This is a genomic window from Bacteroides sp. L10-4 (genome assembly GCF_013373675.1).
GTDB lineage: Bacteria > Bacteroidota > Bacteroidia > Bacteroidales > Bacteroidaceae > Bacteroides > Bacteroides muris.
The window spans coordinates 34,592-50,438 of sequence record NZ_JABXJH010000038.1; the positions used below are offsets into that span (position 1 = coordinate 34,592).

General features: G+C 45.3%; 17 protein-coding genes and 1 pseudogene. 2 read left to right on the top strand and 16 right to left on the bottom strand.

Annotation, left to right across the window (positions count from 1 at the left end):
• Positions 1–3: 3 nt before the first annotated feature.
• Positions 4–1,281, bottom strand: coding sequence for an IgA Peptidase M64 (locus HU824_RS12745; RefSeq protein ID WP_176469035.1), 1,278 nt, complete (start codon positions 1,279–1,281; stop codon positions 4–6).
• Positions 1,282–1,520: 239 nt separating this feature from the next.
• Between HU824_RS12745 and HU824_RS12750 the strand changes: the two genes are divergently transcribed.
• Entirely contained in the window at positions 1,521–1,994 is a 474-nt protein-coding gene (locus HU824_RS12750) for an Lrp/AsnC family transcriptional regulator (RefSeq protein WP_136009802.1), read from the top strand.
• 2 nt (positions 1,995–1,996) lie between these two features.
• Here HU824_RS12750 and HU824_RS12755 read toward each other — a convergent pair whose 3' ends face one another.
• From HU824_RS12755 to HU824_RS12780, 6 genes are all read right to left on the bottom strand, one after another.
• Positions 1,997–2,485: a dihydrofolate reductase gene (locus HU824_RS12755; protein WP_136009801.1), complete on the bottom strand. Its 489-nt coding sequence runs from the start codon at positions 2,483–2,485 to the stop codon at positions 1,997–1,999.
• 42 nt (positions 2,486–2,527) lie between these two features.
• The gene (locus tag HU824_RS12760; RefSeq protein ID WP_136009800.1) at positions 2,528–3,322 is read right to left on the bottom strand and encodes a thymidylate synthase; all 795 of its coding nucleotides are present in this window, start codon (positions 3,320–3,322) and stop codon (positions 2,528–2,530) included.
• A 72-nt stretch (positions 3,323–3,394) separates the two neighbouring features.
• On the bottom strand, positions 3,395–4,543 hold the full coding sequence (gene cls, locus HU824_RS12765) for a cardiolipin synthase (RefSeq protein WP_176469044.1): 1,149 nt from the start codon (positions 4,541–4,543) through the stop codon (positions 3,395–3,397).
• A gap of 278 nt (positions 4,544–4,821) precedes the next feature.
• Positions 4,822–5,148 carry a DUF5056 domain-containing protein gene (locus HU824_RS12770; RefSeq protein ID WP_136009798.1) on the bottom strand — a complete coding sequence of 109 codons (327 nt, stop codon included), beginning with the start codon at positions 5,146–5,148 and terminating at the stop codon, positions 4,822–4,824.
• Positions 5,135–5,680, bottom strand: a complete 546-nt coding sequence (locus HU824_RS12775; RefSeq protein WP_136009797.1) for an RNA polymerase sigma factor — start codon at positions 5,678–5,680, stop codon at positions 5,135–5,137. The genes HU824_RS12770 and HU824_RS12775 overlap by 14 nt, the downstream gene beginning before the upstream one ends.
• On the bottom strand, positions 5,677–6,399 hold the full coding sequence (locus HU824_RS12780) for a DUF6249 domain-containing protein (protein ID WP_255260514.1): 723 nt from the start codon (positions 6,397–6,399) through the stop codon (positions 5,677–5,679). Before HU824_RS12780 ends, HU824_RS12775 begins: the two co-directional genes overlap by 4 nt.
• Positions 6,400–6,565: 166 nt before the next feature.
• On the opposite strand from HU824_RS12780, the gene HU824_RS12785 reads away from it, so the two are divergent.
• Positions 6,566–8,023 (top strand): rRNA cytosine-C5-methyltransferase, encoded by a 1,458-nt coding sequence (locus HU824_RS12785; protein ID WP_136009796.1) that lies wholly within the window; start codon positions 6,566–6,568, stop codon positions 8,021–8,023.
• Between the two features lie 190 nt (positions 8,024–8,213).
• Here the strand turns inward: HU824_RS12785 and HU824_RS12790 are convergent, their stop codons facing one another.
• The 9 genes and pseudogenes from HU824_RS12790 to HU824_RS12825 form a co-directional block, all read right to left on the bottom strand.
• On the bottom strand, positions 8,214–10,382 hold the full coding sequence (locus HU824_RS12790) for a peptidase domain-containing ABC transporter (protein WP_176469036.1): 2,169 nt from the start codon (positions 10,380–10,382) through the stop codon (positions 8,214–8,216).
• Positions 10,383–10,396: 14 nt separating this feature from the next.
• The gene (locus tag HU824_RS12795; RefSeq protein WP_136009794.1) at positions 10,397–11,569 is read right to left on the bottom strand and encodes an HlyD family secretion protein; all 1,173 of its coding nucleotides are present in this window, start codon (positions 11,567–11,569) and stop codon (positions 10,397–10,399) included.
• A 917-nt stretch (positions 11,570–12,486) separates the two neighbouring features.
• Positions 12,487–12,660 (bottom strand): hypothetical protein, encoded by a 174-nt coding sequence (locus tag HU824_RS12800; RefSeq protein WP_176469037.1) that lies wholly within the window; start codon positions 12,658–12,660, stop codon positions 12,487–12,489.
• A gap of 55 nt (positions 12,661–12,715) precedes the next feature.
• Positions 12,716–12,880 carry a hypothetical protein gene (locus HU824_RS12805; RefSeq protein ID WP_168354357.1) on the bottom strand — a complete coding sequence of 55 codons (165 nt, stop codon included), beginning with the start codon at positions 12,878–12,880 and terminating at the stop codon, positions 12,716–12,718.
• Positions 12,881–13,369: 489 nt separating this feature from the next.
• Positions 13,370–14,065: a hypothetical protein gene (locus HU824_RS12810; protein ID WP_136011108.1), complete on the bottom strand. Its 696-nt coding sequence runs from the start codon at positions 14,063–14,065 to the stop codon at positions 13,370–13,372.
• A 20-nt stretch (positions 14,066–14,085) separates the two neighbouring features.
• The gene (locus tag HU824_RS19805) at positions 14,086–14,214 is read right to left on the bottom strand and encodes a hypothetical protein (protein ID WP_255260515.1); all 129 of its coding nucleotides are present in this window, start codon (positions 14,212–14,214) and stop codon (positions 14,086–14,088) included.
• 34 nt (positions 14,215–14,248) lie between these two features.
• Positions 14,249–14,425: a hypothetical protein gene (locus tag HU824_RS12815; RefSeq protein WP_176469038.1), complete on the bottom strand. Its 177-nt coding sequence runs from the start codon at positions 14,423–14,425 to the stop codon at positions 14,249–14,251.
• On the bottom strand, positions 14,397–15,665 hold the full coding sequence (locus HU824_RS12820; RefSeq protein WP_176469039.1) for a radical SAM protein: 1,269 nt from the start codon (positions 15,663–15,665) through the stop codon (positions 14,397–14,399). The genes HU824_RS12815 and HU824_RS12820 overlap by 29 nt, the downstream gene beginning before the upstream one ends.
• 70 nt (positions 15,666–15,735) lie before the next feature.
• Positions 15,736–15,847, bottom strand: a pseudogene (locus HU824_RS12825) (IS982 family transposase); the annotation flags it as partial.

A 15,847-nucleotide genomic window follows, 5' to 3' on the forward strand; every position in this document is an offset into this window, starting at 1 on the left:
TTTCTATTCTGTGTAAAATTCAATGACGCGGCGGATGGCCCGTTCGCAGACAGGGCAGAAAGTAGGGTATTCATTGGTACGCATACGGCAATTATCTGCCGGACGGTATATGCCTTTGGCAGAATAACCTGCTCCTTCGTATACGCCTACGCGGTATGTTTTACTTTCAGAGGTGGGAGTGGGAACGGGAGTTTTTTGTGCGAGCATATCTTCCCATTTGGAACTGAAATCGATTCTTGTGCTGATATTCTGTTCCCAAGGTTCCACATCTAAAGGATAGGTGTCTGTCATCACATCATCGTCATAGAAGTATTCATCAGCCAGTCCTCCAAAGCTATGTCCGAACTCATGCACCACAACGGGGCGGAACATGGGATGATGGGCGGTGGTAAGAGTATAGGAATTATAGATTCCGCCACCACCGTATTCTTCCGTATTGGCAAGGATGATGATATGTTCGTATGGTATTCCCGCCAGGGCATCGTGCATGGATTTCACGTGTGAGGTCGTCAGATACCGGTCTGAATAGAACGTGCTGAAGTGAGAGTTGAATGCTGTCCGTTTCCATTCTCCGAGGCGTGGTACGCTCACTCCACTGTCTTCTGAGGGGCTGGCTACGGCTACGATATTGAAACGCTTCTTCATGGACCGGAAGGGTTCGTGGGCAAACAGGCTTTCGCAGGCAATGGCGGCGTCTTCGTAGAACACAGACATTTCTTCGGGTGTATACCCTTCTGCAAGGATGGCGACATCGATGCATTTATCCGTATTGCCGCTTTGCAGCAGATATTTGTGTGGCGTGATGTGGGCAGTTCCTTTCTGATGTATCAGGATATCGTCGGGATTGACTGTATGCTTCATGCTTGCCCGTACATTTCTACGTGGGTCAAAAAGAGTTATTTCTATTTCTGCAGGACGCAGGGGATGGGGAAGGAGAAAGGTGTTTTCGAGTCCTTTGGTCACGGCTTTGGCCTCATCTGTTTCCAGCCACTCCTGGAAGAGTGAAGAAAAGGATGTCTTGTAGATTACGTTGCCATTGGCTGCATCTCGCATAATGATTTGCCCGTTTCCTTGCAGGGGGAGTTCAGACAAATGATGTTTTCTCCCTGCCCAAGAGGGGAGACAAGACAAACCATCCAGGCATATTTCTTGTTTGGCTGCATTTCCGGTAAAGATATAGTCGACACGTAGGGTCTTATCCGCAAAATAATCGGCAAAGCGTTGAGCATGCAAGGATATTGTCGCCATCAGGCATAATAGGAATAAGGAATACTTTTTCATAATGGTTCATTATTATTGATGAGACAAAGATAATATCTTTAAAGCTCATCTGCAATTTTCCAGTCGTGCGAGATGGAATTTTGCATATGCATTTTGAAAGGTCTGATATGTGGCATTATTCTTTTTTTGCAAGAAAAGTTATAAGCCGTATTTTTTATTGGCGAAAAAATATCTAACTTTGCATGTTGCCGTATAGGTATGCGGGAGATATAGTAATTTATTAATCATTAGAATTTGAAATGGGACATCATCAATTGGATACTTTAGACGAACAGATTTTAAAACTTATAGCCGATAATGCACGCATTCCTTTTCTTGAAGTGGCCAGGGCTTGTAATGTATCGGGTGCAGCCATCCATCAGCGCATTCAAAAGCTGACAAACTTAGGTATATTGAAAGGTTCTGAATATGTGATTGATCCGGAGAAGATAGGATACGAAACATGTGCCTATATCGGTATCTATCTAAAGGATCCAGCTTCTTTTGATGCTGTGACGAGGGCATTGGAAGCTATCCCTGAGATTGTGGAATGTCATTTTACGACGGGCAAGTATGATATGTTCATAAAGCTTTATGCCCGCAACAACCATCATTTGTTGAGCATCATACATGATAAGTTGCAGCCGCTGGGATTGGCGCGTACGGAAACCTTGATTTCTTTCCACGAAGCCATCAAGCGGCAGATGCCTATAACGGTAGAAGAAGAAGATTGATTCTACCGGCGGATATAATCGATAAATGCATAAGGGCAGGGATGCTTCTCATCTACGGGATGGGACTCCCTGCTTTTTTCTTGCCATATAGTCGGATTGATTTCGGGAAAGTAGGCGTCTACCTGAGGAGCTTCTGCATCTACTTCAGTTAGGCAGAGGGCATCTGCAAAGGGGAGTGCCTGACGATAAACGCTTGCACCGCCGATGATGTAGACGTGTTCGTCGGGCCGGCAACTGTTCAGTGCTTCTTCCAGTGAGGAGAAAACTTCTGCACCAGGACAGAACAAATCTTTTTGAGTGGACAGAACAATGTTGCGGCGGTTGGGAAGCGCGCCTTTGGGGAGAGATTCAAAGGTTTTTCGGCCCATGATGATGGTATTTCCCGTGGTGAGAGCTTTGAAACGCTTCAAATCATTGGGAAGCCAGAATAGCAACCGGTTCTGATAACCGATGCCTCTCTTTCTATCTACTGCGGCAATAATATTAATCATATCTCTGTAGAATTCCTTTCTCTTTCTATCTTGTTATAGGATTTATACTGATACTTTCCCTGCAATATGCGGATGCGGGTTATAGTTGACCAGCTTGAAATCCTCGAACTTGAAGTCGAAGATGTCTTTCACATCCGGATTAATTCTCATCTGCGGCAAATCCCGCGGTTCACGAGATAGTTGTAGCTTTACCTGTTCCAAATGGTTCAGATAGATGTGGGCGTCTCCTAAAGTATGGATGAAATCTCCGGCTTTCAGTCCGGTGACTTGTGCCATCATTTGCAGGAGCAGGGCATAGGAGGCAATGTTGAAAGGCACTCCTAAGAAAATGTCCGCACTACGCTGGTACAGTTGCAGGCTCAGTTTTCCATTGGCTACATAGAACTGGAAGAAGGCATGGCAGGGAGGGAGGTTCATATTGTTCAAATCGCCTACATTCCATGCACTGACAATAATCCGGCGTGAGTCGGGATGATGCTTGATTGTTTCGACCGCTTCACTGATTTGGTCGATGAATCCCCCTTTATAGTCCGGCCAAGAGCGCCATTGATACCCGTAGATATGTCCCAGGTCGCCGTTTTCGTCTGCCCATTCGTTCCAGATACGTACGCCGTTGTCTTGAAGATATTTCACATTGGTGTTTCCTTGGAGGAACCATAGCAGTTCGTATATGATTGATTTCAGATGTAGCTTCTTGGTAGTAAGGCAGGGGAAGCCTTCGTCTATGTTGAAACGCATTTGGTGTCCGAATACGCTGATGGTGCCGGTACCCGTACGGTCGCTTTTCTCTACGCCTTCGGTCAGTACGCGGTTCAGTAGGTCTAAATATTGTTTCATGATGTTGTTCTGTTTTTATCCCAACGCAAAGGTAGGAGAATTAATCAAAGATTAATAATTAATAATTAGAAATTAGAGGAAGGGGGTCATCAAGTTTCCCACCCAGCCTACAAATTTCTTCCATCCGGAACGTTTTTTCCAGACTTCGGGAGTGAGTAGCGTACTGTTTTGCACGTCCCGTTCGAACATGGCATTCAGCTCATTGGTGGTCTTGGGGTCGAAGATGAAAGCGTTTGTCTCGTAGTCATAGCGCAGGCTGCGGCTATTAAGATTGGCAGTACCCACCGTGCAGAAAGTGCTGTCTACCATCATTATCTTGGAATGGTGGAAGCCGCCGTTGAAAAGATATATCTTGGCTCCTTTCTTCATCAGCTTGTGTGCTATGTAGAATGAGGCATCCGGCGTGAAGGCTATGTCGGACACGGCAGGTATCATGATTTCCACTTCAGTACCTTTTTTCAGTGCGTTCTTGATTGCTTTGCGGATTGATTTGGTCGGAACGAAATAAGGATTCACGATTCGGATACTCTTCTGTGCGGCTTGTATGGAAGCTGCGTATGCATGGCTGATGGAACGTGGTGTTTCGCGTGGCGTGCGGTCTACGATGGCTATTTCTTCGGCAATGCTGTCGGGCAGTTGCGGAATGTCCGGAAAATAGGCGGGACCTCCAACGTGTTCTCCCGTCTCCCGGTTCCACATGGTCAGGAAGATGCCCTGCAGATAGCGTACGGCATCTCCTTCAAGATGTATGTGCATATCGTGCCATTTACCGATTTTGGGTAATCCGTTGATGTAGTAGTCGGCGATATTCATGCCGCCGGTATAACCTATCTTGCCATCAATCACTACTATTTTCCGATGATCGCGGTGTATGGCATGATTCACCCAGGGAAAAGTGATAGGATCGAACTTGACGATTTCGATGCCTTGGGCGCAGATGAATTTCAGATGGCGTTCTTTCAATGGCTGGTTGTTGGACCAGTTGCCAAAAGCATCGAACATGGCGCGGACTTCAACCCCTTCCTTGACCTTCTCTGCCAGAAGGCTGAACAAGGCATTGGCTATGGAGTCGTTGCGGAAGTTGAAGTATTCCAGATGGATATGGTGCCGGGCATGGCGGATATTCTCGAAGAGGTCAACGAACTTGTCATGACCGGTCATCAGTAATTTCACTTCATTGTTATAAGTAACGGGAGCGCCCATTTCCTTCAAGTAATTCATGACGATGGAATCGCTTGTTGTTTGCGCTCCGATATTCCCAATAGAAAAAACGAATAATATGATGAATAGAATCTTTCTCAAAACTTTCTCCTCTTATTTAGTTTTCCGAGCGAGCAAAGATACAATTTCTTGTTGATATATGTTTGTTCGTTTAAAAAAAATTAGTCCTTACCAATGGCTCTTTCATTTAACGAAAAAGCCGTGGCCCTTACCTTATTAGATAAGAGCCACTTTATTAGAAGAGCAGAGGTTGTCTTTCTCCGGGCATGGATATATATTTATGCCATAGATGCAATCTTGCGGTAACCGAAATAGAGCAATACCACTCCGGCAATGATTAACGATTTGGGGTCAAGTTCCGAAGCTCCGCTCCGGATGGAAGTATCGAAGGTTTCGCGCAAGGTGTCCAGTATCAGTTGCACTCCGTCGAGGACGACGAACAGCACGAGGGTCAGTGTAAAGCAGAATGTTGTCCATATCTGTGCCAAGTGACGGCTGCGGCCGGGCAGATGTCGTAGAACGCGGCGGCTGAATCCGTTATCGGCTATCTCCTGCCGGTGTTCGGCAAAGAATGAAGTCAGGAGTTTATCATCATTTTCCATCATAACCATTTTGTTTTAAGTAGGAAGCCATCTTGTCTTTCGCCCGCGAGAGGTGGCTTTTTACCGTTCCCGCCGGACATCCGGTGATACCTGCAATCTTTTCGATGCTTTGGTCTTCCAGGTAGAAGAGCGTGATGCAGGTGCGTTCCATTTCCCTCAGTGTGGCCAAGGCATGGTAAATGTCCATGTGCTGTCCCACGTCCTGCTGCAGTGTGCTGTATTGAGCGTCCACCCGGTACGTATCCAAATCGTCCGTTTCCTTCCGGCTGCGAATATAATCATAAAAAACATTATAAGCAATACGGTAAAGCCAGGTTGAGAAGCTGGACAGATTTTTGAACGAAGCGATGTTTGTATAGGCTTTGATAAATGTATCTTGTGCCAAGTCGTCACTCAATTCGCTGTCGCCGCAGGTCTGGTGCAGGAAGAATCGCCGCACGGGCGACTGGTATTTCCTAACCAACTGGTCGAAGGCCCTGGTGTTGTGAAACACCACGACCTGTGCGACTAACGAAATGTCCCCCATCTGGCTCATTCTTCCTCGTTGTCTTTTGGGGAGTAGCTGATTTCAGTGTTTCCCGCCTTCACGTTTCTTTTTCCGCTATTCTTGTCGTACTCTACATGGATGAAGGGACTGTTGTCTTTGCTCTGCTGGGTGTAGTAGATTACCAATTGTCCGAAACCGGTAAACATAATCAATAGGCCGATACATCCGAGACCGAATTCTCCGGTGATGGCCCAAAGGAAGATGAACAGGCCGATGCCGACGAATATGTTGTTGATGCCTTTGCTGCGGATGTCTGTTGCTGCGGCTTCTTTGAAGAAGTTTTCTGGTAGTTGCTGTCCGCTGGCCAGGGCTTGTTCCGCCAGGCGGTACTTGGCTTTCCGGTTTTTATAGCGGAAGAAGAATACTACGAATATGATGAACAGCGGCAGTCCGAATATAAAGACGATGGCTGTTACAGCAATCACGGTTTCCGAGGTCTTGCTTCCGAGGTCGAACCCGTTCCAGTCGATACCGTTGCTGTGGTGGGTTCTCCATTTTTCCGGGGTGTCGCTACTGTCGACACCGTTTTCATAAGTCATGACACTGAGTGTGTCTGTTACGGTTTCTCCATTGATTACAGTGTCTCTCAATTCGATGACTCTTTTCTTGTTTCCTTGGCCGTCGTTCTCTGTTACGGTTCTGTTTGCGCCTTGCACCAGTGTGCAGAACATCACGGCAAGCATTAATCCAAAAATGATACGTTTCATAATCTATGGTCTTTTTAATTTGTTTCTTTGTTGGTTAGACGTATCGTCACCTTTATAAAGTTGCAAAGAGAGTATCTTTTTTTCAGAAAACCGGAAATAAGGCGATATTTTTAATGAAAATGTCTTATTGTCTTTTATCTTTGCCCTCGCAAAAACAGTTCAGAGAATGGAATTACCCTCATCTTTCACCGATTATACACGCGCCCTCTTGGGTGTGGAAGAATATGAAAAGCTGGCTGCCGCCCTGGAAGGGGAGCAGCCGGTCAGTATACGACTGAATGAAGATAAGTTGTCCGAATCTTCATTCGGTCATTTTCGCTCCTCTTTTGAGCATGTCCCTTGGTCTGCTGCAGGATACTATCTGGACAAGCGGCTGACATTCACTTTTGACCCGCTGTTTCATGCAGGCTGCTACTATGTGCAAGAAGCCTCGTCCATGTTTGTGGGGCAGGCTTTGAGGCAGAATGTGGGCGAAGAGCCGGTGGTGATGCTTGACCTCTGTGCGGCTCCCGGCGGAAAATCCACGCATGCCCGTAGCGTATTGCCTGCAGGTAGTCTGTTGGTGGCCAATGAGGTAATCCGCAACCGCTCGCAGATATTGGCGGAGAATCTTACGAAGTGGGGGGATTCCGGTGTGGTGGTCACTAATAATGATCCGGCAGATTTTTCTTCGTTGACGGATTTCTTCGATGTTGTATTGACAGATGTCCCCTGTTCCGGTGAGGGGATGTTCCGTAAAGACCCCGTTGCGGTAAGTGAGTGGAGTGGGGAGAATGTGGAAATCTGCTGGCAGCGCCAGCGTCGCATCGTTACGGATATCTGGCCTTGCTTGAAGCCCGGAGGCATTCTCATCTACAGTACTTGTACCTATAATACAAAGGAAAACGAAGAGAACATCCGTTGGATACGGGATGAATTCGGGGCGGAAGTATTGCCGTTGGAAATCTCTGCTGACTGGAATATTACGGGTAATCTATTGTCGGGAGAGGACTTTCCCGCCTATCGTTTCCTGCCCCATCGGACGAAGGGGGAAGGATTCTTTTTGGCAGTTCTCCGCAAACCGGGCGTGAGTGACGGGAATACCTGGGCCGGGCAGGTGAAATCCCGGGAAAAAGGAAGAAAACCCCAAGGAAAAGGAGCGAAAACTCCGGGTGTTTCCAAAGAACAGCTTTCGGCACTGCGTGAGTGGCTTGCGGCTCCGGACAATTATGAATTTATCGTCAATGGCAACAACGTCAGTGCTTTCCCTAAAGAATATCTCTCCGAGTTGTCGGCTTTGCGCTCATCACTCCGCATCGTGCAGACCGGGGTGGATGTTGCCGAGTTGAAAGGAAAAGACTGGATGCCTGCTCATGGGCTCGCCATGAGTATAGCGCTGAATCCGTATGCCTTTGCCCGCGAAGAGATAGGCCGCGGGCAAGCCATCAACTACCTGCGCAAGGAGGCTGTTGTCCTTTCGGAGACTGCTCCGCGCGGCATTGTCTTGCTCACCTACAAACAGATACCTCTAGGATTTGTCAAGAATATAGGTAACCGTGCCAATAATCTTTATCCCCAGGAATGGCGCATACGCAGCGGATATTTGCCGGAAGGGGTGCTGGAATTGGCAACAATAACCGGGTGAAATCAATCACGTTACTGCAAAGCTGCTGTATATATTTTGCAGTAGCACTGCAGAGCTGTTGCAGTGACACTGCAAATATATATGCAGCGCGGCTGCAACACATATGCAGTGGTGCTGCAACAGCTCTGCAGTGCGACTGCAAAAAATATGCAGAACTTTGCAGTATAGGACCCATCTGTGTTTTTTGTTTTCATTTAAGAACTTCGAACTGTTCTTTCCAGAGTTTGCGGTATAAACCGTCTTTCTGCGAAAGTTCCTCGTGTGTCCCTTCCTCTTTTACTTCACCATTGTGCAGCACAATAATCCGGTCGGCATGCTTCACGGTGCTCAGCCTATGGGCAATGACGATAACTGTCTTGCCTGCATCCTTCATCACCTGCATCACTATTTTCACCTGATTTTCGGCTATGTTGTCCAGCGAAGAGGTTGCTTCGTCCAGAATAATAATCTCCGGATTCTTGTACAAGGCACGTGCTATGGCAATCCGTTGCCGTTCGCCGCCTGAGAGGTTCACGCCGTGCTCACCGATTTGGGTCTGGTAGCCTTTGGGCTGGCGTTCGATGAACTCTTCCAGTCCGAGCATTTCCATCAAGGCCTTTATCCGTATCATCTTGGGATGCAGTTCGCCTACGGCAATGTTTTCGGCGATGGTTCCGGAGAAAAGCTCGATGTGCTGGGGCACGGTGCCGATGCGTTGGCGCAGGCTCCGGTTGTCTATTTCGGCGATGTCATGCTTGCCGATGCGGATATGTCCTCCTTGAATGGGGTAGATATGTTGCAGCAGTGACATCAGTGTGGTTTTTCCGGAACCGCTTTCACCCACGATGGCTGTCATCTTTCCCTTCTCTATCGTCAGGTTCAGTGCAGAGAAGATGTCCTTGCGCGAACCATACCTGAAGCAGACATTTTCAAAGCTGATGTCTCCTACCATCTCCTCGGTCAGTTCTATCTTCTGCTCCTCGTTCTGTTCGCGTTCCAGGTCCATGATTTGGAAAAGGCGGTCGGCGGCAATCAGTGCGTCTTGTATGGTCTGGTTGGAAGAAATCAGTGAACCGATGGGCGATATGACGTATCCTACCAGCGAGTAGAATACCATCAGCGTGCCCGGCGTAAACTCCTGGTCGATGACCAGCACACTGCCCAGCCACAGGATGGCGATTGTGATTCCGGTTGATACGAACTGTATGCCTCCTTGCGCCATGATGGAACCGTAGATGCTGCGGTAAGTGTTCTTCAGCAGATGTACGAAGCGCGTTTCCGTTTTCAGGTTGGCATATTCCTCGATGCCGAAGCGCTTGATGGTGGAGATGGAGTTGAGAGATTCTACCAGTTGGGCCTCCAGGTCGGCACTGCTCTCCATGATGTGGCGCTGGTATTTGCGGTTCAGCTTGTTGAAGCTGTAGAATATCACCAGGAACAGAGGCGCGGCCAGCAGGGTAATTAGTGCTAGCTTCCACGAGTAGACGAACATCAGGCATACGGAAAACAGCAGTATCATGACGTTGACCAGCAGGTCGAGCGATACGTTGTTGATGAAGTTGCGGATTTTTACGGCATCGTTCACGCGCGATATGATTTCGCCCACCCGCATGGTGTCGAAGAACTGCTGGGGCAGTGTCAGCAGGTGCTTGTAATAGCCCAGTATCAGCGCCGCATCAATCCTTTGTCCGGTTTTCAGGGCAAGGATGCTTTTCATGACGCCGATGAACGTGCGCAGCAACAGCAGGACGAGCATGATGACCCCCATGAGGTTGAGCAGGTTCAGGTTTCTGTCCACCAGTACATAGTCGGTGATTTTCCCGACGTAAATGGAAGTGGATAGTCCCAGAATACTGTAGATAAGTGCTCCGAAGACGGCTTGCAGCATTACGCTTTTGTACGGTGCCATCAGCGAAAGGAATTTCTTCGTCATGCCGGTTTTCTCATTTCCGGTTTTGAAGGTTGCTTCCGGTTCCATCAGGATGAGCACTCCCGTCCACTCTATCAGGAAGTCCTCATGGTCCATTTTGTGCATCTGTCCGTCTCCGGGGTCCATGTAGACTATGTGCGTGTCCGTCACCTTGTAGATTACGATGAAGTGTTGCAGCTCCTTTTTCACTACGACATGGGCAATGGCGGGCTTGGGCACCACCTTCAATGCATCGAACTCGGCGCGTACGCCTTTGGCAGACAGCCCCAGCTTGGTGGCTGCTTCTATCATTCCCAGCACATTGGTTCCCTTCTGGTCGGTGAAGGCGTATTGACGGATGCGTGCCACGGGAAATTGCAGCCCGTAGTAGGCACATACCGAGGCGAGGCAGGCAGCCCCGCAGTCCGTAATGTCGTGTTGTTTGATTTTGATTCCTTTTCTGAGTCTCATAATTGTTTCCTTTTTTAATTGTTTCTTGCCATCATGTTTTCGCTTTCATATTGTCGCGGATTTGCCCAGTCGTCCATCTTCTGGTATAGCAGGTCGAAGAGCGAACGGCGTGTCACTATGAAATGGGCGCTGACTGTCATTCCCTTCTTCAACCGGCCTATCCGTCCGTTTTTCCGTTTCAGGTAATCGCGCTCCATTTCACATTTCACCTTGTAGAAGGAGTTGCCTTGGGCATCGGTCAGGAAGTCCGATGATATGTCTTTCACCTTTCCCGGCAGAGTTCCCCACTCGTTGTAGTTGAAGGATTCCACTTGCACATGCACCGGCATGCCTATGCTCATGAACCCTATGTTTCGTGGGGCTACGTAGACTTCCGTACACAGCGTGGAGTCGGGGCTGATTACTGCAAGCGACTGGCCTGCCTGAATGCTGCTGCCCTTGTAGATGCCCGAGAACTGGTCTACGGTACCTGCCACCGGGCTGCGTACAATGTACATGTCCTTGTCCTTCTGCTCTTGTTTCAGTGTGGTGCTCATTTCGTTGCACTGGTTGCGATAGCTGTTCAGGTCTGCTTGCCAAGTACTGATTTGGCTTTGTATCAGTGAGGCAAGTTCATTCTGATGGCTTTGATATTGAAAGTAGTAGCTGTCATATTCTTCTTCCGAAATCAGCTTTTTGTTGAACAGAATCTTTTCGCGTTCGTATTCCTTCTTGGCTTTAGTGAGGGATGTTTCCAGTTCGTTTTTCCGTTTGGTGAAGTAGGCGTACTCTTGTCGGCGCACCGGAGAACGGAAATTTGCAGGAACCTCTCCGCGTGACAGATAGGTGAGGTCTGCCAGATGCGCTTCATAGTCGTTCAGGCAGTTGGTCTGATAAGTAATCTTGTAATCGGGATTGCTGGTGCGGAATCGCAGCAGAATATCCCCTTTGTTTACTTGCTGCCCTTCGCGGACGTATACGGAATCTACCAGTTCGGTGACGGCTGCTTTGATTTCCGTCTTTTCCGTTACCGGGCGTATCACTCCGTTGCCTTGTACGGAGATGTCTATATAGATAAAGGGGAGGGAGATGAGGGCGGCGGTAACGGCTGCCAATACTACCCAATAGATGGCTTGTGATTTGGTGGTGTGCTGATAGTTGTAGACTTCAATGCTGTTTTCTATCCATTCGTTCGGTAAAAGTGACATATCTTCTTGCTTTAAGAGTTAATACTTTTGTTCTTGTTGATGGAGCAAAGGTAGGCCGATAAAGGAAGAAGATATGTTAGGGGAATGTTAGTTGTAGGTTAAAATTGAGGTTTATTGAGAGATGAATGTTTTATATCTATTTTTGTGGAGAATTGTGATAATCATCATAATGAAGTATAGAAAGAAATACCTAATATTAGTGCCTAATTTTAATATCATTTTTAGAAATGTAAAAAAGTGATTCTGGGTAAATAGGATTGTTAATCCTATGATAATAATTTAAATTCTCGTATTGTGAGTTATAATATGAGATGAAGAATACTCAATATTTAGGATATTTCTTATATAAAATGAAGATTACAATGGTAGCTATTGAACATCCTAATAATTTAATGAGGTTATTTGTGGAAATCTCAAAGAATGGAAAATGAAAGAGAAGACAAGGGATTAATAATGAAATCAACTTTTTGTTGTTCGTTATTTTCTTTTTATATACTAAGATGAGTATAGAATCGAATGAGAAGGTAAATGTGAATCCACTGATAAAAGATGTACTATAGTAATCATTTGTGCCATATTTTAATAGATATGGTTGGACTATATTATTAGTAATAAAACAGATTGTTACAGTAAATGCGATACTTAATATTGGTGAAAATTTCATACAACTTTTTGGTTTTAATAGGTGAATACTATCTGCATCATTTGATGCAGATAGTTTCATCATGGTTTTTATAGACTATGGTAGGTTAATAAGCACAAAGTTGCTAGTTCGAAAACAGAAAAGGCTGCTGTCCTTGCTATACCGTAGAGAAGTCCTTCTGTAAGTTCGTTTAATTCGCCACCGTTTATTTCTTGTAATTCTAGGTTGGATAATTCTGTCATCATTGTATGTTAATTTAAAGTTGATATTTATTTTATTTTGTCCAAGAATTCCAACCGGCTTTTAAAGCTTCACATGCACTATTGGGATTCATTATGATATCAGTTATAATTAAACCGAAAATTACTCCTACAAGTCCACCGTTTACATCCTTCATGTCCTGCAAACTCATTTCCTGCATCATTGCATTGTCTTTTAAATTTTTCATAACTCAAAATGTTTTAATTATTAATAAAAGGGTTAATAGAACGTTTCTATTGCGATTAATAGAACTTGAAATCTTCTTTGCTTGGTATCTTAAAATCCGGCATACCATTGTTGTCGTCTATGGGCTTAATGGGAGAATCGGTGGGGGCATATCCTCCCGATACAACTCTCTGCTCTTTTTTTGTTAAAGGCTTTACCTTGTGTTCGATGTTCTTTTCCATTGTTTTTCTTTTTTAAGTTAATGTTTAAATAGTGAATCTCTGATAGTAAGCGGTGTTGTAAATGCGCTGCTGAAACGGATATCTGCATTGCAGATGCAACAACCGCTTAAAAACATATCTTAGGGTTTTGATTTTTCTCTACGTACACTTATGATATAATGGGCGCTTTGTAAGGCAATTCCAGTTAATACAACCAGCCATCCGTCTGCTTGAAACGATTTGTTTGTTAGGAATTCAGTTATTTTCAAAGCGCAAGGAAATCCTATCATAAAGGTACAAGCAAATAGCAGAGACTTTAAACGCTTGCCATCCGTCTGTTTTGGTTCTTTTCGGATGCTAAGGGGAAATAGGACGGCAAATGCGATTGATGTCAATATTCCGATGATGTCATAATGCTTGTCATATAGAAATGACACAATGAAAATCATATAAAGCACGATGATTGACATATTGTATTTTGCAGTAGTATTTGCACACATAAGTCTCAATTTAGTTGCTTAAACACATGTCGCAGGCATATGAAAATCCTGCTCCCCAAAGTATTCCCATCACTCCGCTACAGGTTGTGCCAAGTACTCCTCCTATCCCATCTGCAACGATTACGGCCCGTGATTGGGAATCTCTTGTTTGTGGCCAATATTCATCCGAGTCTTCGGCTATATTTTTGAATACGATTAGAAGATGCCCTCCTTTCTTGTTCTTGTTCTGCTCAATGAGTGAAAGGTTCTGTTCGCTTAATGGATTTCCGTCTGGGTCGGAAATGATTTCAATAGCCTTTTTTACGTCAATGTCGATATTGTCATTTGCATTAATGCGTTTTAAGACGAGTGTGCGGATGCTTTTTACGTCAAAGTCTTCGATTGCCATATTCTCAAACTCGCTGAAGTCGGCATTGTCGTTGTCCGCTCTGGTCATAATTTCATTATAGCAATATTTGCCATTGTCATTCAGCTTCTGAAAACAGTTGACTAAATCTTTCATTTTAGTTTTATTGCTTATGCATAATCCGATTTCCGAATCTTTCATTTGTTCCAATAAGTAATTGTGAACTTTTCCGACACTATCTATAGTAGCAGAAATTGTTCCCTTTTCTTTGCTGAAGGAGGCATTCATGTCATTGTCGTTTTGGCATCCGAAGAATGCAGCCAAACATAATGCTGCTAATAAATAAAAATACTTGTTCATTGTTTTTTTCTTTTTTTAAGTTACTGTTTGAATAGTGAATCTCTGATAGTAAGCGGTGTTGCAAATACATTGCTGAAACCGGTATCTGCATCGCAGACGCAACAACCGCCATACGTGTTGATACATTCTTCCAATGTGAGGGTTCTCATAGCTCGATTGACTCTTTTCCCCAATAAGGAGACATTACATTAAGTCGCTCCATATGTCTCCTGGCATGTTTATTGGTGGTATATTGTGGCAACATACTACTAAATCTTCCGGTTCTATAATCATTGGAGGTATTCCAATATATCCACCGTTAATACTCTCTGCTTGCTTCTCGTCAATGGGGTTAAGCCCCAGCTCTTTCAAATTTTTCATAATCGATAATTTTGTGTTTGTTAGACATATTGTTAATAAAATCGTTTAGCTTGATATAGGAATGAATCAGATGTTTCCATTCCAACCGAATCATTTTGCATTTTTGTTTCCAGTCTTTACTTTCCTGACCCAGAAGATGTCGCTCAGCTTCGCAACTGCCACCACATAAGTATTTAGCCCAGCATTGTCGGCAACTTGCAAGTTGTGATACTTCTTTTGAACGGAAAAGCTGTAATCTGCTGTTATCAATACCTTCGGACACATTTCCTACGGACATATCTTGATAGGAAAGCATGTTCTGGCATGGATAATACTCTCCTGCTTCGTCTACAATAAGGCTGCTTCTGCCTGCTGCACATCCCTGGTATCTTACGCTCTTGGTTCTTAGACGGTTGATATTCCTTTGAAAGTCGTTGCAGTAGATGTTTTCTTTGCCCATAAACTTTCGGGTAAAAAAGTTCATGACCTCGCCCAGTTGCTTGTCTATTGTCTTAATGCCGTTGGCATCAAAGTGGGTCGTGCTCCGGTCCTTTACGTCGGAATCAATTGTAAAGGCATAAGAGTAAGGGACTTCCATGCTCTCGAAAAAAAGGAACGTCTCGAGTAACCTTGTGTTCTTTGGGCTGATGGTAGCCCTTAGATTGAAGTCTACACCACCTTTTTTGAGTTTTTCTATATTTTCGGCTATTCGTCTGAAACTGCCGCGACCGTTAAGAAATACCCGGTTTGCATCATTCACCTTTTGCGGCCCGTCAATGCTGACTGTAACGGTGAACTTTTCTTGTACAAAGAAGTTCATCATGTCATCGTCTATCAATGTGCCATTGGTGTTCAGTAGGAAGCATACGTTTTTGTTCCGTCGGAATATGATTTCTTCTTTGGCTATTTCCACTACGTCTCTGACAAACAGCTTGTGTAATAGCGGCTCGCCGCCGAAGAAGTAAATGGTGTATCGTTCGCTGTCGGGATTACCTTCAAGCATGTTGGCAATTGCGTTTTGGGCTACCGAAAGGGACATCACGCTTTTTCTGTCTTGCAGGGTCGAAGCAAAACAATATTTGCAGGACATGTTGCAGCCATGCGTTACATTCAGTGTCAGCATGTCTTGTTTTTGCTTTTCGCAGCAGGCGGAAGGTACTGTACATAAACTTTTAAGGGTTTCCGTCACCTTGTCAATGGTGGTGTCTCCTAAGGTATTGCCGTCGTCTCTTCCCGCGCATCTTTTGAAATAGGCATCCATCGTGGGATTGCTTATTTCCAGAATCTGCTGGCTGCCGGATAGGAATACATATTTCTACCTGTTGGTTGAATTAAATTAGAGAATATTTTATCCGCCCAATCGGATGATGATTAACGAAATTGACATATTGCATGAACGTCATTGCTGCTATTTTGCCTGCTATGCGGGTGAAAAGACCGCAG